The sequence below is a fragment of the Antarcticimicrobium sp. genome (assembly GCF_029212575.1).
Classification (GTDB): Bacteria; Pseudomonadota; Alphaproteobacteria; order Rhodobacterales; family Rhodobacteraceae; genus Antarcticimicrobium.
The window spans coordinates 1-23,626 of record NZ_JARGPK010000009.1 but is presented as its reverse complement, the minus strand read 5'-3'; the positions used below and the strand labels follow the sequence as shown (position 1 = coordinate 23,626).

20 protein-coding genes are annotated in these 23,626 nt (G+C 66.7%); 9 read left to right on the top strand and 11 right to left on the bottom strand.

The annotated features are described in order from the left end of the window. Positions 1 to 95: 95 nt before the first annotated feature. Positions 96 to 1,844 (bottom strand): type I secretion system permease/ATPase, encoded by a 1,749-nt coding sequence (locus tag P1U75_RS01300; RefSeq protein ID WP_300238791.1) that lies wholly within the window; start codon positions 1,842 to 1,844, stop codon positions 96 to 98. A 193-nt stretch (positions 1,845 to 2,037) separates the two neighbouring features. On the opposite strand from P1U75_RS01300, the gene P1U75_RS01295 reads away from it, so the two are divergent. Further along, positions 2,038 to 2,799 carry a VacJ family lipoprotein gene (locus P1U75_RS01295; RefSeq protein WP_300238790.1) on the top strand — a complete coding sequence of 254 codons (762 nt, stop codon included), beginning with the start codon at positions 2,038 to 2,040 and terminating at the stop codon, positions 2,797 to 2,799. Next, positions 2,800 to 3,405, top strand: coding sequence for an ABC transporter substrate-binding protein (locus P1U75_RS01290; protein WP_366914928.1), 606 nt, complete (start codon positions 2,800 to 2,802; stop codon positions 3,403 to 3,405). A gap of 67 nt (positions 3,406 to 3,472) precedes the next feature. Here the strand turns inward: P1U75_RS01290 and P1U75_RS01285 are convergent, their stop codons facing one another. Continuing rightward, complete coding sequence (locus tag P1U75_RS01285; protein WP_300238788.1) at positions 3,473 to 5,671, bottom strand: transglycosylase domain-containing protein; 2,199 nt, start codon at positions 5,669 to 5,671, stop codon at positions 3,473 to 3,475. A 253-nt stretch (positions 5,672 to 5,924) separates the two neighbouring features. Here P1U75_RS01285 and P1U75_RS01280 point away from each other — a divergent pair, with 253 nt between their 5' ends. The 5 genes from P1U75_RS01280 (at position 5,925) to P1U75_RS01260 (ending at position 11,043) form a co-directional block, all read left to right on the top strand. Then, positions 5,925 to 6,263, top strand: a complete 339-nt coding sequence (locus P1U75_RS01280) for a P-II family nitrogen regulator (protein WP_300238786.1) — start codon at positions 5,925 to 5,927, stop codon at positions 6,261 to 6,263. Positions 6,264 to 6,289: 26 nt separating this feature from the next. Further along, positions 6,290 to 7,612, top strand: coding sequence for an ammonium transporter (locus tag P1U75_RS01275; protein WP_300238784.1), 1,323 nt, complete (start codon positions 6,290 to 6,292; stop codon positions 7,610 to 7,612). A 407-nt stretch (positions 7,613 to 8,019) separates the two neighbouring features. After that, entirely contained in the window at positions 8,020 to 8,979 is a 960-nt protein-coding gene (gene hemC / locus P1U75_RS01270) for a hydroxymethylbilane synthase (RefSeq protein ID WP_300238782.1), read from the top strand. 61 nt (positions 8,980 to 9,040) lie between these two features. Then, positions 9,041 to 10,306, top strand: coding sequence for an MFS transporter (locus P1U75_RS01265; protein ID WP_300238779.1), 1,266 nt, complete (start codon positions 9,041 to 9,043; stop codon positions 10,304 to 10,306). Next, positions 10,306 to 11,043, top strand: coding sequence for an SDR family NAD(P)-dependent oxidoreductase (locus P1U75_RS01260; protein WP_300238777.1), 738 nt, complete (start codon positions 10,306 to 10,308; stop codon positions 11,041 to 11,043). Before P1U75_RS01265 ends, P1U75_RS01260 begins: the two co-directional genes overlap by 1 nt. 101 nt (positions 11,044 to 11,144) lie before the next feature. Here the strand turns inward: P1U75_RS01260 and P1U75_RS01255 are convergent, their stop codons facing one another. The 5 genes from P1U75_RS01255 to P1U75_RS01235 are packed head-to-tail and all read right to left on the bottom strand — an operon-like array spanning position 11,145 to position 17,592. Next, a complete protein-coding gene (locus P1U75_RS01255; protein ID WP_300238775.1) occupies positions 11,145 to 11,726 on the bottom strand; it encodes an amino acid synthesis family protein in 582 nt (193 codons plus the stop codon). Then, the gene (locus tag P1U75_RS01250) at positions 11,719 to 12,564 is read right to left on the bottom strand and encodes a UPF0280 family protein (RefSeq protein ID WP_366914926.1); all 846 of its coding nucleotides are present in this window, start codon (positions 12,562 to 12,564) and stop codon (positions 11,719 to 11,721) included. Before P1U75_RS01250 ends, P1U75_RS01255 begins: the two co-directional genes overlap by 8 nt. Continuing rightward, positions 12,564 to 14,015 carry a 6-hydroxynicotinate reductase gene (locus P1U75_RS01245; RefSeq protein ID WP_300238773.1) on the bottom strand — a complete coding sequence of 484 codons (1,452 nt, stop codon included), beginning with the start codon at positions 14,013 to 14,015 and terminating at the stop codon, positions 12,564 to 12,566. The genes P1U75_RS01250 and P1U75_RS01245 overlap by 1 nt, the downstream gene beginning before the upstream one ends. Further along, positions 14,012 to 16,753: a molybdopterin cofactor-binding domain-containing protein gene (locus tag P1U75_RS01240; protein WP_300238771.1), complete on the bottom strand. Its 2,742-nt coding sequence runs from the start codon at positions 16,751 to 16,753 to the stop codon at positions 14,012 to 14,014. The genes P1U75_RS01245 and P1U75_RS01240 overlap by 4 nt, the downstream gene beginning before the upstream one ends. After that, positions 16,750 to 17,592, bottom strand: coding sequence for an FAD binding domain-containing protein (locus P1U75_RS01235; RefSeq protein ID WP_300238769.1), 843 nt, complete (start codon positions 17,590 to 17,592; stop codon positions 16,750 to 16,752). The genes P1U75_RS01240 and P1U75_RS01235 overlap by 4 nt, the downstream gene beginning before the upstream one ends. Before the next feature lie 104 nt (positions 17,593 to 17,696). Here P1U75_RS01235 and P1U75_RS01230 point away from each other — a divergent pair, with 104 nt between their 5' ends. Further along, positions 17,697 to 18,125 carry a MarR family transcriptional regulator gene (locus P1U75_RS01230; protein ID WP_300238767.1) on the top strand — a complete coding sequence of 143 codons (429 nt, stop codon included), beginning with the start codon at positions 17,697 to 17,699 and terminating at the stop codon, positions 18,123 to 18,125. Between the two features lie 107 nt (positions 18,126 to 18,232). On the opposite strand, the gene P1U75_RS01225 is transcribed toward P1U75_RS01230, so the two are convergent. The 4 genes from P1U75_RS01225 to P1U75_RS01210 all read right to left on the bottom strand — a co-directional run bounded on the left by P1U75_RS01225 (position 18,233) and on the right by P1U75_RS01210 (position 22,088). Next, the gene (locus tag P1U75_RS01225) at positions 18,233 to 19,072 is read right to left on the bottom strand and encodes a class I SAM-dependent methyltransferase (protein WP_300238764.1); all 840 of its coding nucleotides are present in this window, start codon (positions 19,070 to 19,072) and stop codon (positions 18,233 to 18,235) included. Next, positions 19,072 to 19,458, bottom strand: a complete 387-nt coding sequence (locus P1U75_RS01220; RefSeq protein WP_300238761.1) for a hypothetical protein — start codon at positions 19,456 to 19,458, stop codon at positions 19,072 to 19,074. The genes P1U75_RS01225 and P1U75_RS01220 overlap by 1 nt, the downstream gene beginning before the upstream one ends. A gap of 499 nt (positions 19,459 to 19,957) precedes the next feature. Beyond that, complete coding sequence (locus tag P1U75_RS01215; RefSeq protein ID WP_300238759.1) at positions 19,958 to 21,166, bottom strand: aminopeptidase P family protein; 1,209 nt, start codon at positions 21,164 to 21,166, stop codon at positions 19,958 to 19,960. A gap of 133 nt (positions 21,167 to 21,299) precedes the next feature. Continuing rightward, a complete protein-coding gene (locus P1U75_RS01210; protein WP_300238757.1) occupies positions 21,300 to 22,088 on the bottom strand; it encodes an alpha/beta hydrolase in 789 nt (262 codons plus the stop codon). Between the two features lie 83 nt (positions 22,089 to 22,171). Between P1U75_RS01210 and P1U75_RS01205 the strand changes: the two genes are divergently transcribed. Next, a partial coding sequence (locus P1U75_RS01205) for an NAD-dependent succinate-semialdehyde dehydrogenase (protein WP_300238754.1) occupies positions 22,172 to 23,626 on the top strand: 1,455 nt, incomplete at its 3' end.

The following is a 23,626-nucleotide window of genomic DNA, read 5'->3' as shown; positions in this document are numbered from 1 at the left end:
CGCCTCGGCGCTTGCGGCTGCGTGGATCTTTTCGATCTGCTTGACCGTGGTTCGGGCGATCTCGGTCTTTTTCCTTTTCGTCAGGTCTGTTCCGGTCATTTCATGCCGCCCATTCCGGCAGATTTCAGCAGTTGCTGGTGGTTCGAGACCATCTCGCGCAGAACCTCGTCCTTTGGACCAAAGGCGGTGCGGTGGCCATCGTCAAGCACCATCAAAAGGTCGCATTCCTGGATCGCTGAAGGGCGGTGGGCCATGATCAGAACCGACTTGCCTGCCGCCTTCATCGCCTTGATCGCATTGTTGAGCGCCATCGACCCCTCGTTATCGAGGTTCGAGTTCGGTTCGTCCAGGATCAGGATCACCGGATCGCCATAGAGCGCCCGGGCCAATGCCACGCGCTGCATCTGCCCGCCCGAGAGCCGCCCGCCGCCGGATGTCACCCGGGTGTCATAGCCATCGGGCAGCGACACGATCAGATCGTGCGCCGCGGCCATCTTTGCGGCGGCAACAACCTTTTCGCTGTCAGGCTCCTGCGACATGCGCGCGATGTTCTCGGCGATCGTGCCGTTGAACAGCTGCACCCGTTGCGGCAGGTAGCCTATGTGCTGACCCAAAACGTCGGGTGCGTATTGTTCCAGCGCCGCGCCGTCCAGCCGCACCGTCCCGCCGGCCGGTCTCCAGAACCCGGTCAAGGTGCGTGCCAGGGTGGTCTTGCCCGACCCCGAGGGCCCGATCACGCCCAGCGCCTTGCCCGGATCGACGCGAAAGCTGACCGTCTTGAGCTTGGCCCTGCTGTCGCCCGGCGGCACCACGGTCAGCGCCTGCGCCTCGAGGCGTGCATTCGGTTTCGGCAGCGCGGTACGCGGTTGATCAGGGGGCACCTTGCTCAGCAGTTCGCCCAGTTGTTGCCAGCCTTTGCGCGCGCGCTGGACGTTGGCCCAATGGCCGACAAGCTGCTCGATCGGCGCCAGCGCCCGACCCAGAAGAATCGAGGCGGCGATCATCACGCCCGCCGTCACCTCGCCCTGGAGAACCAGGTAGGCGCCCAGGCCCAGCATCGCCGATTGCAGGAACATCCGCAGCGTCTTGGTCAGCGACGAGAAGCCGCCACCGACATCGCTGGCAACCATCGATTCGACCAGCGATTCGTCCCGGGTGCGGTTCCAACGGTCGAAGGCCGCGCCGCGCATGCCCATCGACTGGATGGTCTCGGCCTCGTGGCGAATCTCCTCGGACATCAGCCCGGCGCGGTGCGAGGTGATATTGGCCTGCTGCACGGGCTTGCGCGAGTAGATCTGGTTGAGGATCGTGATCACCACCAGAAGCGCACCCCCCGACAGCGCCAGGATGCCCAGCCAGGGATGAAACAACGCGATCCCGGCCAGGAAGAACGGCGTCCAGGGCAGATCGAACAGCGCCATGAACGGCGGCGAGGCCCACAGCCGTTGAACCGCCTCGAGATCGGTCAGCCCGGTCTGCGCCACCGGGTCGTTGGCCACCGCCGAGCGTTTCAGCATGGCCTCGAACACTCTCCGGTCAAGTGCCGCCTGGAACCGCGCCCCGACGCGCGCCATGATCCGGCCGCGGGAGAAATCCAGGATTCCCATCATGCCGTAGAGGAAGGCCACCAAAAGCGACAAGGCCACCAGGGTTTCCTCGGACCGGCTGCCGAGAACGCGGTCGTAAACCTGGAGCATGTAGAGCGGGCCGGTCAGCATCAGCAGATTCGCAAAAAAGCTGAACAGACCGACCGACCAGAACAAACCGCGGCTCTGCCGGCGCGCCGAGACGAGTTCGACAAATCCATCGTCGCCATGATCGGACGTGCGGTACGGGGGTGCCATGGGCCTCCAAACTTTCAAAAAAACGCCCAAGCTGGCTGCAACCCGAAGGCGATGGCGTATAATGTCGCCGACTCTGTTTCAATACGGTCACACATCCGTTAAGGGAGCGGAAGACACCTTTGATCGGACGTGCGCACGCTTACATTTCAGGAGTTGCCGTCCGACTGCAAGCATCTATGGACTTATTTTCAGAATGAAGCCTCTCCGTCGTCTCCTCTTCCTTGCCTCCGCGCTTTTCGCGACCGGGCTGCTGTCTGCCTGCGCAACCCGTACCGTGGAACAGAAGGCGACCGGCGAAATTTTCGATCCCTACGAAAGTACCAACAGGGCCGTCCACGACTTCAACGTCGTGGTTGACCGCGTGGTGTTCCGGCCCGCTTCCAAGGGCTACGTCTCGATCGTGCCGGAACCGATGGTCGATAGCTTCAACGCGTTCGCCGAGAACCTGTCGATGCCGGGGGTCATGGTGGATTCTTTGTTGCAGGGAAAGGTTGAGCAGGCCGGGACAGCCCTTTTCCGGTTCGTCGTCAACTCGACCGTCGGCTTCGCCGGGCTGGCCGACCCGGCATCGGATTTCCAGATCCCGAAGGTCGATACCGATTTCGGCGAAACGCTGCATGTCTGGGGCTTCGACGAGGGCGCCTATGTCGAACTACCGCTTTACGGCCCCTCTACCACGCGCGATGCGGTGGGGGTCGTGGTCAACCTGTTCACCAATCCGCTCGATTACACCGACCCGCGCCCGGCCGATAATCTCGGCCTCTATGCCGAGGTGGTGAAACGGATGGGCGACCGGGGCCGCTATTCCGACACCGTCGATGCGATGCTCTATGAAAGCGCCGACAGCTACGCGCAGTTGCGAACCCTTTACCTTCAGAATCGCCGCTTCGAACTGGAAGGCGAGAACACCGACCTTTACATTACTCCTGACGAGATCAGCACCGAGGGTTTCTGAATGACTGTTTTTGTTTCCAGGCGACATTTGATCGCGTCGATGTCTGCGGCGGCGGGAATCGCGGCGCTACCCGGATCGGCGCTGGCGCTGAACCCGGGCAGGGCGCGCAGCATGGTCGATAAGTTGGTGGCCGATATCAACCGGGTGATCGACAGCGGCAAATCCGAATCGGCGATGTACCGGGAGTTCGAGCGCATCTTCAAAGCCTATTCCGATACCTCCTATATCGCCGCCTATGCTCTGGGGGTGGACGGGCGCCGCGCCTCCAATACGCAAAAACGCGCCTTCACCGAGGCGTTCACCGGCTACATCTCGCGCAAGTACGGCAAGCGGTTCCGCGAATTCATCGGCGGCAAGCTGGTGGTCGAGGAGGTGCGCCAGGTCAAGAATTTCCTCGAGGTGCGCACGACCGCCTATCTGCGCGGCGAATCTCCGTTCCGGGTGGATTTCCACGTCTCCGAGCGCACCGGGAAAGAGCTGTTCTTCAACATCTATATCGAAGGTGTGAACATGCTGCTGACCGAGCGGACCGAAGTCGGCTCGATGCTTGATTCGCACCGGGGCGATATCGACCAGCTGATTTCCGATCTGAAACGCGCAGGCTGACCACGGCCGTTGTGCGGGTGACATTCCGGGCCGCGACGGAGACGTCGCGGCCCTTATCGTTTGCGCCTCAGCGACTACTGCCGAAAATGTCGCGCAGGATCTGGTTGACCGCACCGCCGACACCTTCGCCGGCTCTTCCTTCGGGCTGGGCCGGTTCGGTCCGGTGCGGCGGGATCGGATCGCGCATCGGCAGCGGTTTCGGGGTCCGTCCCTCTTGCACCCGCATCATGGTTTCGTGCCAGATCTCAGCCGGCAACCCGCTGCCCGACACCCCCTTGAGCGGAGTATTGTCGTCATACCCCATCCAGACCCCAGTCACGTAATCAGCGGTGAACCCGATGAACCAGGCGTCGCGGGCCGCTTGCGAGGTGCCGGTCTTGCCCGCCACCTGCCAGCCGGGCAGTTGTGCACGCCGACCGGTCCCCTCGGCGACGACCTGTTGCAGCATCCAGATCAGCTGTTCCGCCGCTTCGGTGCGGATAACCCTTTCGCCGATCCCGCCCGCCGCGCCGAAAACGGCCGTGTCCTCGCCCAGCAGGCTCAACTCGGTCAGACCATAAGGCGTTACCGAAGATCCGCCGTTCAGGATCCCGGCATAGGCGCCGGTCATCTCGATCAGCGTGCTTTCCGACGCCCCCAGCGCCAGCGCCGGACCGGCGGCGAGATCGCTGTCGATGCCGAACTCGCTGGCAACGATGCGCACCTTGTCGCGCCCGTATTTCTCCGATGTCTTGACGGCCGGGATGTTCAGCGACTTTTTCAGCGCCTCAGTCAGCGTGACCTCGCCGTAATGCTTGTGCGTGTAGTTCTCCGGGCACCACCGGCCCGAGCCGGGAATGGTCATGCAGAACGGCTCGTCCACCACCGTATCGAGCGGCGAGGCCCCGAGATCGAGCGCGGTGGCATAGACGAACGGCTTGAAAGCCGAGCCGGTCTGCCGTTTGGCCTGCGTGGCGCGGTTGAACACGCCCGAAACGCGCGTCTTGCGCCCGCCCACCATGCCCCGCACCGCGCCGTCGGCGCTCATCACCACGATCGCCGCCTGCGCCTTGGACCCGTCGCTCACCTTTTCCTGGAATACGACGTTCATCGCCTCTTCGGCGGCGGTCTGGATGTCCTGGTCCAGCGTAGTCCTGATGATCACGTCCTCGGTCGTCTTGTCACCGAAGAACTCCGGCGTTTCGTCCATCACCCAGTCGGCGAAATAGCCGCCGGCCCGGGCCGCTGCGGCCTCGGACAGCTCGGCCGGCCTGGCGCGTGCCTGGTCGGCCTCGGCCACAGAAAGATACCCCTGATCCTGCATCAACCCCACGATCACCTCGGCCCGGTTCTGGGCGCGGGTCAGGTTGTTGGTCGGCGCGTAGCGGGTCGGCGCCACCAGAAGCCCGGCCAGCATCGCCGCCTCCGAGGCGGTGACCTCGGCCGCCGATTTCCCGAAGTAGCGCTGGCTCGCGGCCTCGAACCCGCGTGCGCCCGCCCCCAGAAAGGCCCGGTTCATGTAGATGGTCAGGATGTCGTCCTTGGAGTATTTCGCCTCCATCGCCATGGCGTAGATCGCCTCTTTCACCTTGCGCCACAGCGTGCCCTGACGGCAGTTCGCCTCGTATTCCTTTTCGGTCTGGCCGGACTTGGGATCAAACGGTTCGCCCAGGCACAAAAGCTTGGCGGTTTGCTGCGTGATGGTCGAGCCGCCGTGACCCGAAAGCGGTCCGCGCCCCTCGCTCAGGTTGATGCTCACGGCGCTGGCGATGCCGCGCGGGCTGATTCCGAAATGGCGATAGAACCGCTTGTCCTCGGTGGCGATGATCGCGTTCTTCAGATGCGGTGAAACGGTTTCGGTGGTGACCACCCCGCCGAACTGGTCGCCGCGCCAGGCGAAGACATTGCCGTCGCGGTCCAGCAGGGTGACCGACCCGCGCGCGCGCCCGTCAAGCAGCGCCGTCATTTCCGGCAACTGGCTGGCGTGATAGCCGACGCCGATGCCGATCAGCAGGGCGATCACCATGCCGATGCGCCAGGAGATCCCCCAGATCAGCCGGAAGATGCCGCGCACAAGGCCGCGCAGCGCGCCGATGATCCCGCCGCGGCCACCGCCGCCGCGCGCCCGGCGTGTCGCGGGTTTTCGCGCCGATCTTTTCGGCTTTGGCTTGGCGCCGGTCGCGCTTTCGCCGCGCCGCGACGATTTCGCCGAAGCCTTTGTCCGCGCCCCCTTTGGATACCGCTTGTCGGCCACCAATGGTGACGAGCGACCTGTTCTCTTGGCCATGCCTGATCCTGCCCGATCATTGTTCTGGGTGCAGGATACAGTGGCGCGGGTGATTTGTTGAGAGGCCGCGTGCCAGGAGATTCGCGACTCATTTTAGATTACTTTTTAAGCATCTTCCCAAAACTGTGCAAATAATGTGCAAACTTTCGCGCCAAACTGCCTGTTTTCTGAACCTTAACGTTCCCTTCGACCGGTCGAACCGCGTTGCTTGCAATGCGAGTGCAGGGCGACCTGCTGAATGAAGGGGACGATCGTGAAACTGATCATTGCGACAATCAAGCCGTTCAAGCTGGAGGAGGTCCGCGAGGCGCTGACCGAAGCCGGCGTGCGCGGAATGATGGTGACGGAAATCAAGGGGTTCGGATCACAGTCCGGCCACACCGAAATCTATCGCGGCGCGGAATACGCCGTGAACTTCGTACCGAAAGTCAAACTGGAGATCGTGGTGAGCGCCGGCATGGCCGACCAGGTGGTCGAGACCATCACCAACACCGCCAAGACCGGCAAGATCGGCGACGGCAAGATCTTCGTTCTGGATGTGGAGCAGGCGATCCGCGTGCGCACGGGCGAAACCGACGAAGACGCGATTTGAGACGCGCAACCAAGGGAAACGGAGCTATGAAAAGACTCACCACTCTCGCCGCGTCTGCGGCCTTGATCGCGCTGCCCTCGCTGGGCCTGGCGCAGGAGGCGGACGTCACCCCGCCGAACGAGGAAATCGGCTATATCTTTACCACCTTCATGTTCCTGGTCACCGGCTTTCTGGTGATGTGGATGGCCGCCGGCTTTACCATGCTGGAGGCTGGCCTTGTGCGCCAGAAGAACGTGACCATGCAGCTGACCAAGAACATCGCGTTGTTCTCGATTGCCGCGCTGATGTATTACCTGATCGGCTACAACCTGATGTACCCGGGCGACGGCTGGAGCATCGACGGCGTGCTCGGCGCCTTCTCTCCGGCATCGATGGAGCCGGTCGGCCTGGCCGAGACCGAAACCGACCTGACCTATGCCTCGGTCGGGTCCGACTTCTACTTCCAGCTGATGTTCTGCGCCACCACCGCCTCGATCGTGTCGGGCACCCTGGCCGAGCGCATCAAGCTGTGGCCGTTCCTGGTCTTCGTGATCGTCCTGACCGCGCTGATCTACCCGATCCAGGCGAGCTGGAAATGGGGCGGCGGCTTCCTTGACGCTGGCGGCTTCCTCGACTTCGCCGGTTCGACCGTGGTGCACTCGGTCGGTGGCTGGGCGGCTCTGGCCGGCGCGCTGATCCTGGGTCCGCGCCTGGGTAAGTACAAGGACGGCGTGGTGCATCCGATGCTGGGCTCGAACCTGCCGCTGGCAACCCTGGGCACCTTCATCCTGTGGCTGGGCTGGTTCGGCTTCAACGGCGGTTCGCAGCTCTACATGGACACCGCGGGCAACGTGGCCGACATCAGCCGCATCTTTGCCAACACCAACACCGCCGCAGCCGGTGGCGCGGTCGCCGCACTGATCCTGACGCAGATCCTCTACAAGAAGGTCGACCTGACCATGGTGCTGAACGGCGCGCTGGCGGGCCTCGTCTCGATCACCGCCGAACCGCTGACCCCGGGCCTCGGGGCAGCCACCCTGATCGGCGCGGTGGGCGGTATCATCGTGGTCTTCGCGGTTCCGTTCCTCGACAAGCTGAAGATCGACGACGTGGTCGGCGCCATTCCGGTGCACCTGTTCGCCGGCATCTGGGGCACCATCGCGGTGGTTCTGACCAACTCCGACGCGAGCCTGGGCACGCAGCTCTACTCGATCCTTGTTGTCGGTGTCTTCGTCTTCGTGGTCTCCGGCGCGGTCTGGTTCATCCTGAAATTGACCATGGGCATCCGGGTCTCGGAAGAGGAAGAGATCAACGGTCTCGACATGGCGGAGCTGGGCATGGAAGCCTATCCCGAGTTCTCGAAGGGCTGAGTACCTTCCCCTCAGCCTGAATGACTGGCCCGGGCGGAAACGCCCGGGCTTTTTCGATTCGGATGACCGCCCGGCAAATAGTGCGCGCGCATCGGTAAGGGGCCGCGTGCCCCCGTCGCAAGGCCGAGTCGCGCCCCCGGAAACGGGGAGTTTTCGCGCCGTTTCGTACAATCCGGTCCAGTCAGCCGTACCGCCCAAGCGACGGATCGGGGAGTTTCGACGCCATTTCGTACGATCCGCCCAAGTCCGGTCGCGACAGCCTGCCGGGACGGTTAACGCACCGGAAATTCAGGCGGCCTTTCCCGGACATTTTTTCGTGATCCCGATTGGCCCGGCACCGGCCTGCATCGTCGCCGCGACCATCGCGCGGTTGTCAGCGCCCGGCCCGGCGACTAAAGGGGAAAGTCATGACAGCATCGCTTCCCTCCCCCGCTTCGCCGCTGAAGATCGGCACCCGAGGTTCCCCGCTCGCCCTGGCCCAGGCGCATGAGACGCGCGACCGGCTGGCCGCCGCCTTCGAGTTGCCGCAAGAGGCCTTCGAGGTGGTGGTGATCCGCACCACCGGCGACGACGCCGCGCTGATCGCCAAGGACCGGCCGCTGAAGGAGATCGGCGGCAAGGGCCTGTTTACCAAGGAGATCGAAGAGCAGCTTTCGGCGGGCGGCATCGACATCGCGGTGCATTCGATGAAGGACATGCCGGTGGAGCAGCCCGGTGGGCTGATCCTGGATTGCTACCTTCCGCGCGAGGATGTGCGCGACGGTTTTGTCTCGCCCACGCTGTCGGGCTGGGCGGATCTGCCCGAGGGGGCGGTTGCCGGCACCTCGAGCCTGCGGCGGCGGGCGCAACTGCTGAACCGGCGGCCCGACCTGAAGGTGGTCGAGTTTCGCGGCAACGTGCAGACCCGGCTGAAGAAGCTGGCCGACGGCGTCGCCGACTGCACCTTTCTTGCCATGGCGGGGCTGAACCGGCTGGGGCGGGGCGACGTGCCCGCAACGCCGGTGGCGCCCGAGGCGATGCTGCCCGCCGTGGCACAGGGTGCAATCGGCATTGAGCGGCGTGAAAGCGATTCCGCCGTGGCCGGGATGCTGGCGGCGATCCACGACGGCGAGACGGCGCGGCGGCTGGCCGCCGAGCGCGCCTTTCTCGCCACGCTGGACGGGTCGTGCGAGACGCCGATTGCCGGGCTGGCGGAGCTGGACGGCAATACGCTGCGGCTGCGCGGCGAGGTGCTGCGCCCGGACGGGTCCGAGGCGATTTCCGACGATGCCACCTGTCCCGTGGAGGACGGTGCCAAGCTGGGCCGCGAGATGGCGCTGAAGCTGCTGGAACGGGCCGGGCCGGGATTCTTCGACTGGCGCGGCTGAGGCGCCTTTTCTGAACCAAAGGCGGGCGGGCTGCGTAACCGGGGCAGGAACAGGAGCCCCGATGCCGCATGCCATGACCTCTGCCGCCCCGCCCCCTGCGACGGTCCCCACCCTTGCCGGACAGGGGCCGCGGGTGATCGCCATCGCCGCGCTGCTGGCCGCGGCCGGGGTGCCGCTTTACATCCACCTGCCGCGGTTTGCCGCCGAACTGGGGTTGAGCCTTGGCACGGTGGCGGCGCTGTTGCTGGCGCTGAGGGCGCTGGATTTCCTGCAGGACCCGGCGCTGGGGCTGCTGGTAGATCGCTATCCGCGCCAGCGGCGGGCTTTGGCGACGCTGGCGCTGGTCGGGATCGGCGCCGGCTTTGTCGCGGTGTTCACGCTGCAACCGGCGCTGCCGGGGCTGGTGGCGGGGCTGGTGCTTGTCTTTACCGCCTACAGCCTCGGCACGATCCTGTTCTACGGGCAGGGCGCGGCGCTGGCGGGGCCGGGCGGCGGGACGGCGCATTACCGGCTGGCCGGGCTGCGCGAGGCGGGCACGCTGGCGGGCATCGTCGCCGCCGCCGTGCTGCCCGAGGTTCTGGCGCGGGGCTGGGGCCCCCTTGGCGGGTACGCGGGATTCGGGCTGGTGCTGGGCGCGGCGGCGCTGCTCGTGGCGCTGGTCGGCCGCCGGTTCTGGGGGCCGGTGGTGACCGAGCGGCAGAGCCTGCCACTGCGCCGGTTCCTTGCGGCAGGGGGCGGGCGGCTGTTGCTGATCGGACTGTTGAACACGATGCCGGTGGCGATCACCTCGACGCTGTTCCTGTTCTTCGTCGAGGACCGGCTGGCGCTGCCGGGGCTCGCCGGGCCGTTCCTGGTACTGTTCTTTGCCGCCGCCGGGCTGAGCGCGCCGCTGTGGTCGCGGCTGGCGGCGCGGTTCGGGGCGCGGCGGGTGCTGTTGCCGGCGATGGGGCTGGCGGTGTTTGCCTTTCTGGGAACCGGGCTGCTGCCGCCCGGGGCCGGCGGACGGTTTGCCGCGATCTGCCTGTTGTCCGGCGCCGCGCTGGGGGCGGACATGATGATCCTGCCGGCGCTCTTCGCATCGCGGCTGACGCGGGCGAAGCTGCCGGCGGGCACCGCCTTTGGCGCCTGGTCCTTCGTGGCGAAACTGGCGCTGGCGCTCTCCGCCGCGCTGGTGCTGCCGGCGCTGCAATGGGCCGGGTTCACCCCCGGCGGCGACAACCCGGCGCGGGCACTGGCGGCGTTGAACATCACCTACGCGGTGCTGCCCTGCGCGCTGAAACTGCCCGCCATCGCGCTGGTGGCACGGCTGCCCGGGGAGGAGGTGTGATGGACCCGTTCGACGCCAAGACATGGTGGATCGTCGGCGCCAGCGAGGGGCTGGGCCGGGCGCTGGCCGAGGCACTGGACGCCGCCGGGGCGCGGCTGGTGCTCTCGGCGCGGGGGGCGGAGCGACTGCAGGCGGTGGCGGCAGGATTGCGTGACGCGCGCGCGGTGCCGATGGACGTGACCGACGCAGGCTCGGTCGCGCGCGCGGCCGAGGCGGCCGGGGCGGTCGACGGGGTGATCTATTGCGTCGGGCTTTACGATCCGATGCCGGCGACCTGCTGGCAGCCCGGCACGCCGGAGGCGATGGTGGAGGCCAATTTCACCGGCGCGCTGCGGGTGTTGGGCCGGGTGCTGCCCGGCATGGTGACGCGGGACGCCGGGCGGATCGTGCTGATCGGCTCGCTGGCCGGGCATCGCGGGCTGCCGGGCGCGATCGGTTATGGCGCCAGCAAGGCGGCGCTGATGCACCTGGGCGAGAACCTGGCGGTGGACCTGCGCGGGACGGGCGTGCGGGTGCAACTAGCCAATCCCGGGTTCATCCGCACCCGGCTGACCGAAAAGAACGATTTTCCCATGCCGCAGATCATGGCGCCGGAGGCGGCGGCGGCGCGGGTGATGGGCGCGATCCGCTCGGGGCGGTTCTCGACCAGTTTTCCGGCGCCGTTTTCGTGGCTGTTTACCATCGGACGGCACCTGCCGATCGGGTGGTTTCACCGGCTGTTCGGGGCGCGGGGGTAGCGGTGGCACAAGAGGACATGGGACCGCTGTGACGATGGTTCGCCCGGCCGCAGGCCAGGTCGGGCGCGGCCCTTGTTGCTTCATTCAGGCATGTTCGAGCCTCACCGCAACCCGTCCTCGCCCTTGACGTCCTCGACCTGCAGGCCGCCCATGCGGTGGTGGATGCGGCCGCCCCTGCTCATCGCCAGCGCGAACAGCAGTTCATCGGCGCGGGGGCCGTCGGGGAGGCCGACCTCCATGGCGTCGAAATGGCTGCGGACATAGGCGGCGTTGATGTGGCCGAGCGGTATGTCGATGCGGGTGCCGGGGCCGCCGACCTTCATGGCGGAGGGGACAATCGCCTTGGCCGCGCCCAGACGCGCGCGCATGGCATAGCCGCCGGGGACGTGCCAGAGCGCGGTATGCTCCAGCTCGCCGCCCTCGCCCGCCAGCCCGGCCTTGCCGTAGCCGTCGATGCCCTCGATGCCGCCCATCGCCTCGATCAGCCGGTCGGTCATCATCAGGCCCAGCGGCTTGAGATCCTCCATCGCCGATTGCAGGTCCTCGGTGTAGCCGCCTGCAAAAGGGTTTTTCACGAGCGCGAGGATGGCGGCGCGGCGGCGGGGCTGCGCCGGGGGCGGACCGCCTTCGTGGTGGATATCCTCGATGAAGATCATGGTCTTGCGCAGGGGGAAATCAGGCATGGGTCGGGTCCTTGGATGCGATGAGGTCGGGGGCGCCGAGCATGCGGGTTTCCCCCGCGAGCGTCAGCAGGGCGGCTTGGATGAGACCGCGCGCGCGGCAGGTTTCGGCAAAGGCGAGGCCGCGCGTCAGGGCGGTTTCGGTTTCTTCCTGGGTGAGCGGGGCGAGATCGACCGTGACAAGGCGGTCGCCGAGGTCGCTGTCGGGGGCGAGATCCCGCGCGGGGGTGCGGGTGATCTTGGGGTTGCCGGGCAGATCGACGGCATTGGCGATCAGGGTGGCGGCGGCGTCGGCCTGTGCCGCCGTGCAGGCCAGCACCGTCACGCTGTCGGCGATGCCGAGGGAATGGCTGCGACCGTGACGCCCGGAAGTGGCGATACCGCGCGTAGGGCTGTCGGCGGGGATGGCAGCGCGGCCCGGCGCGCCGCCCGCGATGGCGGCGGCGAAGCTTTCGCCCGGGGCGAGGTGCAGGGCGATATCGCCGCCGTTGTTGACATAGGCGCGGGTGAGCGCCCCCGCGCCGGTCATGGCCGCGAGTACCGCGTCGGCCACGGCGCCGGCGACGGCGGCCATCGGGGTGATGAAGGCCGGACGAAAGGGCTGCGTGGCGGCGTGCATGGTTCGGGCGATGGCGCCCTCGGGGCGCGGGCCGGTCGGTGACCGCAACTGCGGCAGCTCGGCGACCAACTCGTCGAGCACGGTCTCGAAGCGCAGGGCAGCAGCGCGCAGGGCGGCTGCGCGCCCCTCTCCCTCGGCATCGAGGATGAGGTCGATGGGGCCATGATGCAGGTGCAACCGGCGCCCGTCGGGCAGGAAGGCGATCTGCGGGCCCTGCATCATCAGGCCTTGTTCGGGGTCGGCCCCAGGGCGCGGACATCGGCGCCGTATTCGCCGCCATGTTCGAGAATGTCCTCGACCGCGCGGGCCTTGTCGTCATGGCCGCCCAGCGCGCGGTATTCGGCGCGGGACAGGGTGAATTCCAGCGGCGCGACGATGGCGGGGGTGGGGACATAGCCAAAGGCGTTGTCGGGCATCTGCGTCACATCGGCCATGATGGTGATGCCGCCGCCGGGCCAGACATAGGCCGGCGCGCCGCCGACGGTGACGCGGGTTTTCTCGCCCTGAACCGAGCGGGTGAGGCGCACCGGGTTGCGGGTCACGCCGGCGCGGAGCGAGCCGCCGGCGCCACCCATGAAGAGCACCGTGCAGAGCGCCGGTTCGCAGTTCTCGGCGATCAGATCGACCGAGGGGCGCAGGGTATCGGGCAGGTCGCGCCTTTGCGGCACGAGATCGTCGTCCAGAACGAAATAGGCGAATTGCTCGCCCGTGGTGGAGACCATCAGCAGGGTGAGGCCCGGTCGCGCACCCTTTTTCGGAATCCAGTCGCCCAGGATGGTGAGCGGGTCGGTGATGTCGGTGCCGCCCCAGCCGAGGCCCGGCTCGGCGACCTGGAAATAGCGCCCGGGGGTGGAGCGGCGGCCCTTGATGCGGATGCCGGTGTCAGGCCAGCCCAGCACCTTGCCGGCCTGATGTTCGCTGACCACGCCGGTGATGTGGTCGTCGACCACCACCACCTCGTCGACCAGCCCCTGCCACTGGCTGGCGAACATGCCGATGGTGGCCGAGCCGCAGCCGACCCGCATCCGTTCCTCGCGCTGGCCGTCGACGATGGGGGGGTGGCCGGCCTGCACGATGACGGTCGCGCCGCCATCGACGGTAAGCTCCACCGCCTCACGGTTGCACAGGCGCAGGAGGGTGTCGCAGGTGATGCGCCCCTCGGGTTTCGAGCCGCCGGTGAGGTGATCGACGCCGCCCAGCGACAGCATCCGGGAGCCGTATTCGGAGGTGATCATCAGGCCCACCGCCTCGCCCTGGGCACGGACGACAGCGCCCTCGGGGCCGAGGTGGCGGTCGGTGTCGATCTTTACCTTGACGCCGCAGTAGGAAAAGATCGCCTCGGTCACCACGGTGACGAAATCGGCGCCGTCCACCTCGCGCGAGACGATGAAGGGGGCGGGTTTGTAATCGGGATAGGTGGTGCCGGCGCCGACGGCGGTGACGAAGAGGTCGTCGCCGGACAGGGTGCCGTCCCAGTCGGCCCTGAGAAAGGGTTTCACCTCGTCGCCCCTGGCGATGCGGCGATCGAGCACGGTGAGCGGGTCGCATCGGATGATGCGCCCGCCCCTATTGGCGTAGCGGTCGCAGGCGCCGATGCGGCCCTCGGCGATGTAGCACATCACCGGGCAGGCGTCGCAGCGGATCTTCTCCTCACGCGGGGGGCGGTCGGTCATGGATTCTGCTCTGCCTCCCTGATCGCGGCCAGCACCCGGTGCGGCAGAGCGGGCAGCGTGGTGATCTTCGCACCGCAGGCGTCGCGGATGGCGTTGAGGATCGCGGGCGCGGTGGGGATCAGCGCGTGTTCGCCAAGGCCCTTGGCGCCGAACGGCCCCTCCGGGTCGGGCGCCTCGATCAGAATGGTGTCGATCCGGGGCATGTCGCCGGTGGTCGGGATCAGGTAATCGTGCAGGTTCTCGGTGCGGCCGGGAATGTATTCCTCCATCAGCGCCAGGCCGAGGCCCTGGGCCACGCCCCCCTCGATCTGGCCCTCGGCCAGCAGCGGGTTGATGACACGGCCGAGGTCATGGGCAGCGGTCAGGCGATGGACCCGGACGGTGCCGAGGGCGAGATCGACCTCGACCTCGGCCAGGTGGGCGCCGTAGCCATAGACGGCATAGGGGATGCCCTGTCCGTTCTCGTCCAGCGCATGGGTCGGGGGATCATAGGTTTCCTCGGCGGCCAGCGCATAGCCGTTGGCGTCCTCCCCCAGCGCGGCAAGGTCGATGCGCCGGGTCTGGTCGCCCTCGCTCACGCTCAGGGCGCCGGGGTGCAGCGCGATCCGCGCCGCTTCGCCCATGTTGGTCAGGGCAAGGATGCGGGCGCGCAGGGCGCGGCCGGCCATCAGCGCGGCGTTGCCGGTCACCACGGTCTGGCGCGAGGCCGAGGTCTTGCCGCAATCGGGGGTGAGCGCGGTGTCGGGGCCGACCAGGTCGAAGGCCGTGATCGGCAGACCCAGCGCATCGGCGCAGATCTGGGTGATCACCGTGTTGGCGCCCTGACCGATGTCGGTGGCGCCCTGGTGCAGTTTCAGCTGCCCCTGCGGCGTGATGCCGATGCGGATGGTCGCGGGATTGGGCAGGGCGGTGTTGCCGCAGCCGTACCAGCAGGAGGCGATGCCGATGCCGCGTTTGCGCCCCGGATGGGTGGCGTTGAACGCCTCGGCCTCTTGCGCGGCGGCGTCCCAGCGCGGTTTCAGCGCGTCGAGGCAGGGGCCGATGCCGACGCCGTGCAATTCCTGACCGCAAACACTACGGCCGCCCTCGGGCAGGGCGTTGAGACGGCGGAAGGCGAGCCGGTCGAGCCCGGATTTGAGGGCCAGTTCGTCGAACAGGGTTTCCTGCAGGATTGCCGCCTGCGGCACGCCGAAGCCGCGAAAGGCGCCGGAGATCGGCCCGTTGGTATGCACCGCGCGGGCCTCGGCGTGGTAATTCGGGATGGTATAGGGACCGGAGGCATGCACCGGCACCCGCACAGCCACGGTGGGGCCCCAGCTGGCATAGGCGCCGGTGTTGAAATCGCCGTCGAACTCCATCGCGGTCAGCCGACCGCTGGCATCGGCGGCGATGCGGGCGCGCATCCGGGCGGGGTGGCGCTTGGTGGTCGAGGTCATGCTTTCGCGGCGCGAATAGGTTATCCGCGCGGGTCGTCCGGTTTTCAGCGCCACCAGCCCGATCAGCGGCTGCACCGACAGATCGAGCTTGGCGCCGAAGCCGCCTCCGGTGGCCGAGGGGATGATGCGCACCCGTTCGGGCGGCAGGCCGAGGATACGCGCGGTGTCGTCGCGGTCCATCATCGGGGCCTGGGTGCAGGCCTGGATCACCAGCGTGTCGCCGTCAAGCCAGGCGGCGCCGGCCTCGGGCTCGATATAGGCGTGTTCGACGTATGGGGTTTGCGCGCTACCCTGGGCGATATGGGCGGCAGCGGCAAAGCCCGTCGCGGGATCGCCGCTGTGCACCAGACCGGCGATCAGGATGTTGCCCTCGCGCGTCTCGTGCAGGCGCGGCGCGGTCGCGGCGCGGGCGGCGGGGGTGTCGCGCAGGTCGGGCGCCGGGGACCATGTGACGGGAAAATCCTCGGGGCCGAGGGCCTCGAGAGCCGAAGCCTCGCCCGCGACCAGCGCCACCGCCTCGCCGCGCATGCGCACCACGCCCTCGGCCAGGGCGGGCTGGTCGGCGAAGGGCGGAATGGTGCCGAAGATATTCTGGCCGGGCACATCGGCAGCGGTAAAGACCAGCAGCCCGGTCTCGCGCGCGAAGGCCACGAGATCGCCGAGGGTGAAGCGGGCGGCGAAATGCGGGGAGCGGATGGCGCGGACCCAGAGCGCGCCTTCGGGGGCATAATCGGCGCCGTAGACCTCGGTTCCCGCGACCTTGGGGGCGCCGTCGAGCCGCTCCAGCCTTGCGCCGACCGCGGCGCCGGAGGCGGGCGATTCGGGCGGGCCGGCCTGCGGCGTGCTGCCGGCGGCATCCATCACCGCGTCGATGATCTTGGCATAGCCGGTGCAGCGGCAGAGCACGCCGCCGAGGGCCTCTTCGACCGCGTTGCGGTCGGGCGTGCCGGGACGGGCCAGCAGCGCGGAGGCGGCGATCAGCATACCGGGGGTGCAGATGCCGCATTGCGCCGCGCCGTGGCGCAGGAAGGCGGATCTGAGCCGCTCCATCGGGGCGCCCAGCCCCTCGACGGTGGTGATCTCGGCGCCCTCGGCGCGGATCACCGGGGTCAGGCAGGCGCAGACCGGCTCGCCGTCCAGCAGCACGGTGCAGGCGCCGCAATCGCCGGCGTCGCAGCCGACCTTGGTTCCGGTCAGGCCGAGCCCCTCGCGCAGCGCCTCCGACAGCCGCCGTCCGGGGGCGATATCGAGTTGCGCGGGCGCGCCGTTCACGGTGAGGGTGATCTGGGGCAGGTCCTTCATCGCATCGTCTCCACGGTCTCGGTCACCGCCCGGCGCAGCAGTTCGGTGGCGGCATGGCGGCGATAGGCGGCATCGGCGCGCAGATCGTCGATCGGGGAAAGCACGGCGCCGACTGCCTCGGCGTCAATGGCCGCCGCAAGATCCGAGAGCGGCAGGCCGGTGAGCGCGCGTTCCACCTCGGGCAGCCGGGCGGCGACCGGGCCGCAGGCGCCGGCGGCAAGGGCGACCTGCGCGGCGCGTCCCTGTTCGGCGACGATGCGGGCCGCCACCATGGCGATGGAGATCACAAGGTAGCGGCGCGCGCCGAGCTTGAGAAACCGGCTGGCCCCCTGCCCGGCGTCGCGCGGAATGTGAACGGCGGTCAGGATCTCGCCCGGACGGAGTGCCGTGGCGCGGGGGCCGGTGATGAACCGGGCCAGCGGCAGGACGCGGGTGCCAATCGCCGATGCAATCTCGACCGCCGCATCCAGCGCCAGCAGCGGCGGCACCCCGTCGGCGGCGGGCGAGGCGTTGCAGAGGTTGCCGGCGACGGTGCCGGCGTTCTGGATCTGGGCCGATCCCACCTCCTGCGCGGCCTGTTTGAGCATGTCGAAGCCGGGCGGCAGGGGCACGCGGGCGATATCGGTCCAGGTGGTGGTGGCGCCGATGCGCCAGCCCTCCGCGGTCTGCGAGATGCCGCGCAGCGCCGCGATTCCGGTGATGTCGAGCACCGGCCCGTCGAGCGCGGCGCGTTCGGTGGCGGGAAACAGATCGGTGCAGCCGGCGGCGACCACGGCGGGGGCGCGCGCCAGACCGTCGAGCGCCTCTTGCAGATTGCCGGGGCGGTGATACAGGCTCATGGCCGGACCCTCGCGCTGTTGGGTGGTTTATTGTTAGTATACAAGCAAGAGTGTGAGGCAGCGCCCCCGGCCCTGTCAACATGTCCGATCAAAGGGAGGGGACGGTGAGCGAGGAAACCGGCGGCGGCGATTATCGGCTGGACGACCAGGTGGGATTCCTGATGCGGCGGGCGAACCAGCGGCATCTGGCGCTGTTCGCGCAGGCTGTCCCCGAGCTGACGCCGACCCAGTTCGCGGCGCTGGCCAAGCTGTGCGAACTTGGGCAGGCCAGCCAGAACGCGCTGGGCCGCGCCACGGCGATGGACGCGGCGACGATCAAGGGGGTGATCGACCGGCTGCGGCGGCGCAAGCTGGTGGCCTCGGCCCCCGACCCGGGCGATCTGCGGCGGGTGTTCCTGACCCCGACCGAGGCCGGGCGCGCGCTTTACGAGGGCCTGGTGGCGGCGGCCCACGCGGTGACGGCGGATACGCTGGCGCCCTTGGAACCGGGGGAACGGGCGGTGTTCCTGCGGTTGCTGGAGAAATTGACCTGATGGCGGGCAACGCCTCATGGCGAGGGTCTGCAATGCGGGACTGAGCCGTCGTTCGCTGCGATACCCGGTGCCAGCAGGAACGCTTTTTAGCTACTGCGCTGAGGCAATTAGCGACCTGCCTCACCCTTACCCTTCTGCCCGAAGATGACGGTGCTCGCCAAGGCACCGCCCGAGAGGCTTCGAATATAGTTCATCCGACGCTCTACGAAGTCATTGCCCAGTACCACCTCGTTCGCCTGACGTTGATCCTCCGTTGGCACGAAACCCGCTGCCTTTATGCGACGGGCAAGCTCCACATGTGCATCGGTCTCGTCATCGACCGATAACAGTTCGAACCCTGCTTCACGGATATGATCGAGTAATTTTTCGCTGGTGCCGACGTGGCTGCCCGCTGCGTCGCGCGCCCATGGCAGCGGATAGTACGGGTCGCCAGAGTTGGATGTAACTTCTGTCCAGAGTAAATTGCCACCGGGCTTCAACACCCGGAAACATTCGCGAATGACAGACGGTTTATCGGGAAGGTTCATACCGACGTAGAAGCAGTAAGCATGGTCGAAGGTGGCTGACTTGAAGGGCATCTTTACCGCGTTGCCCTCAACGAAGTCTACCTTTTCAGCAAGCTCGGTGCGTCTGGTTAAGTCAGTTGCTGCCGCAACGAACTCAGGAGTTACGTCAATTCCGGTCACGCGGCACCCGAAGACGTTAGCGAAATACCGCGCTGGCCCACCGATGCCGGACCCGACATCAAGTAGATGGGTGTCCGCGGCCGGATTGAGCTTTGCAGCATGGTCCTTCGTTGCGACCAATTCGCGGCCATGCAATTGATCAAACGGAAAAAGCATCTCTGCCGAGATGGGCGCGCCTTCGACAACAGGCTGAGCGGCTGCGGCGAGAATACGCTCAACTATGTCCGCAGAGCCGTAGTGATCCTGAACCCGTACTGACATCAGACAATCCTCTTCTTAGCAACGTTGATTTCCATTGTCCCTCTCGCGAAAATCCAGAACATCACGAGTGTGCCAATGACGACGAGGACGGCTCCGGGTGGCGCCAGCGCGCCGTCTCCGCCGCTGTCAATGTCATATTTGCCCATCACCAGAACGAGCGACCCAATTTCGTAGAGAGCGAATTGTGGCCACGCCAGTCTGGTTGACATCAACGCTGGCCAGTTCCGGTACAACAGACCGAACAGTACCGAGATTACGAACCCGAGTAGGTTCGCATGGGCATGCGTGTTTGCAAACTGCAGTTGATCCGTGATGCCGAGGTAGATCCCAAAGACCATGCCAGCGATCAGCCAGAGAAATCCTGCAATGATATATAGACGATCCATGTTAACGACCTTGAGCCCCTGTCAAAGAAGCCGGCCGCTGGTCACGCAAGAAAGCGCGTGGTCAGGCAGTCGCGAGATCGTTGCGCCTTTTTTCGAAAGTTTGCAATATAATTCATAGTCAACCCATCTGAGACGGATTTGCAGTTAGGTTCTTGTGTCCTGCCATCTAACCCAATCAATTGCCGCTCCGGGCTCGGAGCCGTCTTTTGCCGCGGATAGCCCGACGGCGCAGAGGGTGATACCTGCTTGCCCGGAACAAGGGGCGGAGCGCCGCCGGGCAGCGCCCCCTTCTGGGCGAGTCCCTCGCTGTCATCCCCGCGCAGGCGGGGATCTGTCCGTGCGGGCACTTGGGGTGGGAGGTCCCCGCTTTCGCGGGGGTGACAAGCTTTCGCGGGGATGACGGGGGGCGTGGAGGGCGGGGGCGGGCTGAAGCCCGCCCTACGGCGTTGGCGTTAGTGCCCCTTCCCCTAAACGGGGAAGGGGGCGGCAAGCGGAGCCGTCAGGCGACCACGTTGAATTCCGGCCCGTAGGGGTAGCCGGTGATGTTCTCGGCGCCGTCCTCTGTGATCCCCAGGATGTCGTGTTCGCGGTAACCGCCGGCGCCGGGCTGGCCCTGCGGGATGGTGAGCATCGGCTCCATGCTGATCACCATGCCGGATTCCAGAACGGTGTCGATATCCTCGCGCAGTTCCAACCCGGCCTCGCGCCCGTAGTAGTGCGACAGCAGGCCGAAGGAATGGCCGTAGCCGAAGGTCCGGTATTGCAGAAGGTCGCGTTCGGCGAGAAAGGCGTTGATCGCCTGGGTGACCTCGGCGCAGGAGATGCCCGGTTGCAGCAGCGACATGCCGTATTCATGGGCGGCGGTATTGGCCTCCCAGATCTTCAAGCTCTCGGCATCGACTTCGCCCAGGAACAGGGTGCGTTCCAGCGCGGTGTAATAGCCCGAGATCATCGGGAAGCTGTTGAGCGACAGGATATCGCCGTGCTGCAACCGGCGCGCGGTCACCGGGTTGTGGGCGCCGTCGGTGTTGAGACCGGACTGGAACCAGACCCAGGTATCGCGATACTCGGCATCGGGAAAGCGATGGGCAATCTCCAGCTCCATCGCGTCGCGCCCGGCCATCGCCACGTCAATCTCGCGCGCGCCCTCGCGCAGGGCGTCGCGGATGGCGTAGCCGCCGACGTCGGCGACCTGCGCCCCGGCGCGGATCAGCGCGATCTCGGCCGGGGATTTGTGCATCCGCTGGCGCATGGTGGCCGGGGCCAGGTCGACCATGGTGAGGGGGGCGAGGAAATCCTCGAGCTTGTCGCGCTGCATCAGGGTGAGGTGGTCGCCCTCGTAGCCGACCACGCCGCCCGGGCCGGTGACCGAGCGCACTGCGCGCCAGAAATTGTCGCGGGTCCAGTCGGTATAGGTGATGTTGTCGCAGAAGCTGCGCCGCCAGGGCTGACCGGCATCAATCCCGGCGGAGATGGTCACCGCCTGCGTTTCGGTCACCACCACGGCATAGGGGCGGCCGAAGGAACAGTAGAGAAAGCCCGAGTAATAGGCGACATTGTGCATCGAGGTGAGCACGGCGGCGGTTGCCCCGGCCTGCTCCATCGCGGCGCGCAGACCGTTCAGGCGCGCCTGGTACTCGGTCTCGGCAAAGGGCAGCGGGGCCTTTTGCCCGTTGTGAAAGCGGTAGGATTCCGGACGTTCGGTCATTTGACCCTCCTTTTCAGAAAGGTCCCGGCGTTCAGGACGGGGAAGCTGGGCGCATGCGCGCGGCATGCGGCGACGCCATCGCCGGTGCCCGTCCGATCTGTGACCGGATTGCTTCCGCGACGCAACAGGTTTGTCAGCCGGTCAGGAGCCGCACGAGATTGCTGTCAGGATCGGTCAGCGCCTCGATCACGTCGAAATGATGCTTGCCCGGCGCGATCACCATGTCGGCACCCCAGGCCGCGCTGAGCCAGCGCGCCTGATCGAGCAGGGCCGGGCGTTCGATGGACCCGACCCAGACGGCGGTGTTCGCCCTGTGGCGGGCTGTCATCAAGACCGGGCTTTCGGCCTCGGCCGCGGCCATATCCATGCGGAAATCATCGTTCATCGCGGTCTGCAGCAAGGGGCGCAGGTCGCCGAGCGGTGCGATCGGCACCACCATGCGATAGCGGGAGGCCACATCATCCGGGACCAGGGCCGGGTCCAGCATCCGCGCGGTCAGATGCCCGCCGGCGCTGTGCCCGGTGATCGAAATCGGCCCCTCTGCCATCCGCGCCACATGACAGACCGCCGCCGCGATCTGGCGCGAGATATCGGTAATGCGGACCTGCGGGCAAAGGTCGTATGTGGGCATGGCGACGGACCAGCCGCGGGCCAGCGCGCCGGCGGCCAGGAATCCGTGCACCTCGCCGGTGAGGATCCGCCAGTACCCGCCATGGACAAAGACCAGGGTGCCTTTCGACCGGCCTTCTGGGCGATAGAGGTCGATCACCTGCCGGGGACTGTCGCCATAGGACAGGTTGCGCGCGACCCTGTCGCCAAGCGTGGCCCGCAGCGCATCGCTGCGGGTCGGCATCCGCGCAAGGATGTCGGCGGCCCCCTCCACATGGGGCTGAATCGCATATGCGTCATCCAGTTTGCCCATCCTGTCCCCCTTGTTTGATCTGGACATAGCCTGCCCCAACTGCTTTGCCTCTGCGAGACGTTTTTTTTGAGGGAGAGGCCCAAATGCTCGACGCACCCACCAATCTCAAATCCTTGCTGAAGGATCCGAGCCTGCTGGCGACGCAGGCCTATGTCGGCGGCCAATGGGTGGACGGCGACATAGGCACATTCGACGTGACCAACCCGGCGCGCGGCGATGTGATCGCCGAGGTTGCTGACCTGAGCCGGGCGCAGGTGGCGGGCGCCATCGAGCAGGCCTATGCGGCGCAGAAGGACTGGGCAAGCTGGACCGGCAAGGAGCGCGCGGCAGTGCTGCGCAAGTGGTTCGACCTGATGATCGAGAACGCCGATGATCTGGCCACCATTCTGACCGCCGAGCAGGGCAAACCGCATGCCGAGGCCAAGGGCGAGATCGTTTACGGCGCCTCCTTCGTCGAGTTCTTCGGCGAAGAGGCCAAGCGGATCTATGGCGAGACGATCCCCGGCCACCAGCGCGACAAGCGGATCACGGTGATGAAGCAGCCGATCGGCGTGGCCGCCTCGATCACGCCGTGGAACTTTCCCAACGCGATGATCACCCGCAAGGCGGCGCCGGCGCTGGCGGCCGGCTGCGCCTTTGTCGCCCGTCCCGCCGCCGAGACACCGCTTTCAGCGCTGGTGCTTGGGGTTCTGGCCGAGCGGGCGGGAATCCCGGCTGGGGTCTTCAACGTGCTGCCCTCGTCGCGCTCCAGCGAGATCGGCAAGGAGTTCTGCGAGAACGAAAAGGTGCGCAAGCTGACCTTTACCGGCTCGACCGAGGTGGGGCGCATCCTGTTGCGCCAGGCCGCCGACCAGGTGATGAAATGCGCGATGGAGCTGGGCGGCAACGCCCCCTTCATCGTGTTCGACGACGCCGATCTGGACGCCGCCGTCGAGGGCGCGATGATGTGCAAGTTCCGCAACAACGGCCAGACCTGCGTCTGCGCCAACCGCATCTATGTGCAGGCCGGAGTCTATGACACCTTTGCGCAAAAACTGAAGGATCGCGTGTCCAAGATGAAGGTGGGCGACGGCCTTGAAGCAGGTACTGACCTTGGTCCGCTGATCAATTCCGAGGCGATCGACAAGGTGCGCGAGCATATCGCTGATGCGAAATCCAAAGGGGCCGAGGTTATTCTGGGCGACGAGTCGGGTAGCAACGACGGCAATTTCATCGCACCAACCATCGTCACCGGGGCAACCCGCGAGATGGCGTTCTCGACCGAGGAAACCTTTGGCCCTCTGGCCCCGCTCTTCAAGTTCGAGACCGAGGATGATGTGATCGAACTGGCGAATGACACGATCTTCGGTCTGGCCAGCTATTTCTACGCCAAGGATCTCAGCCGCGTCTACAAGGTGGCCGAGGCGCTGGAATACGGAATCGTCGGCGTGAACACCGGCATCATCTCGACCGAGGTGGCCCCCTTCGGCGGCGTCAAACAGTCCGGTCTGGGCCGTGAAGGCAGTCACCACGGGATCGAGGAATTCCTCGAGATGAAA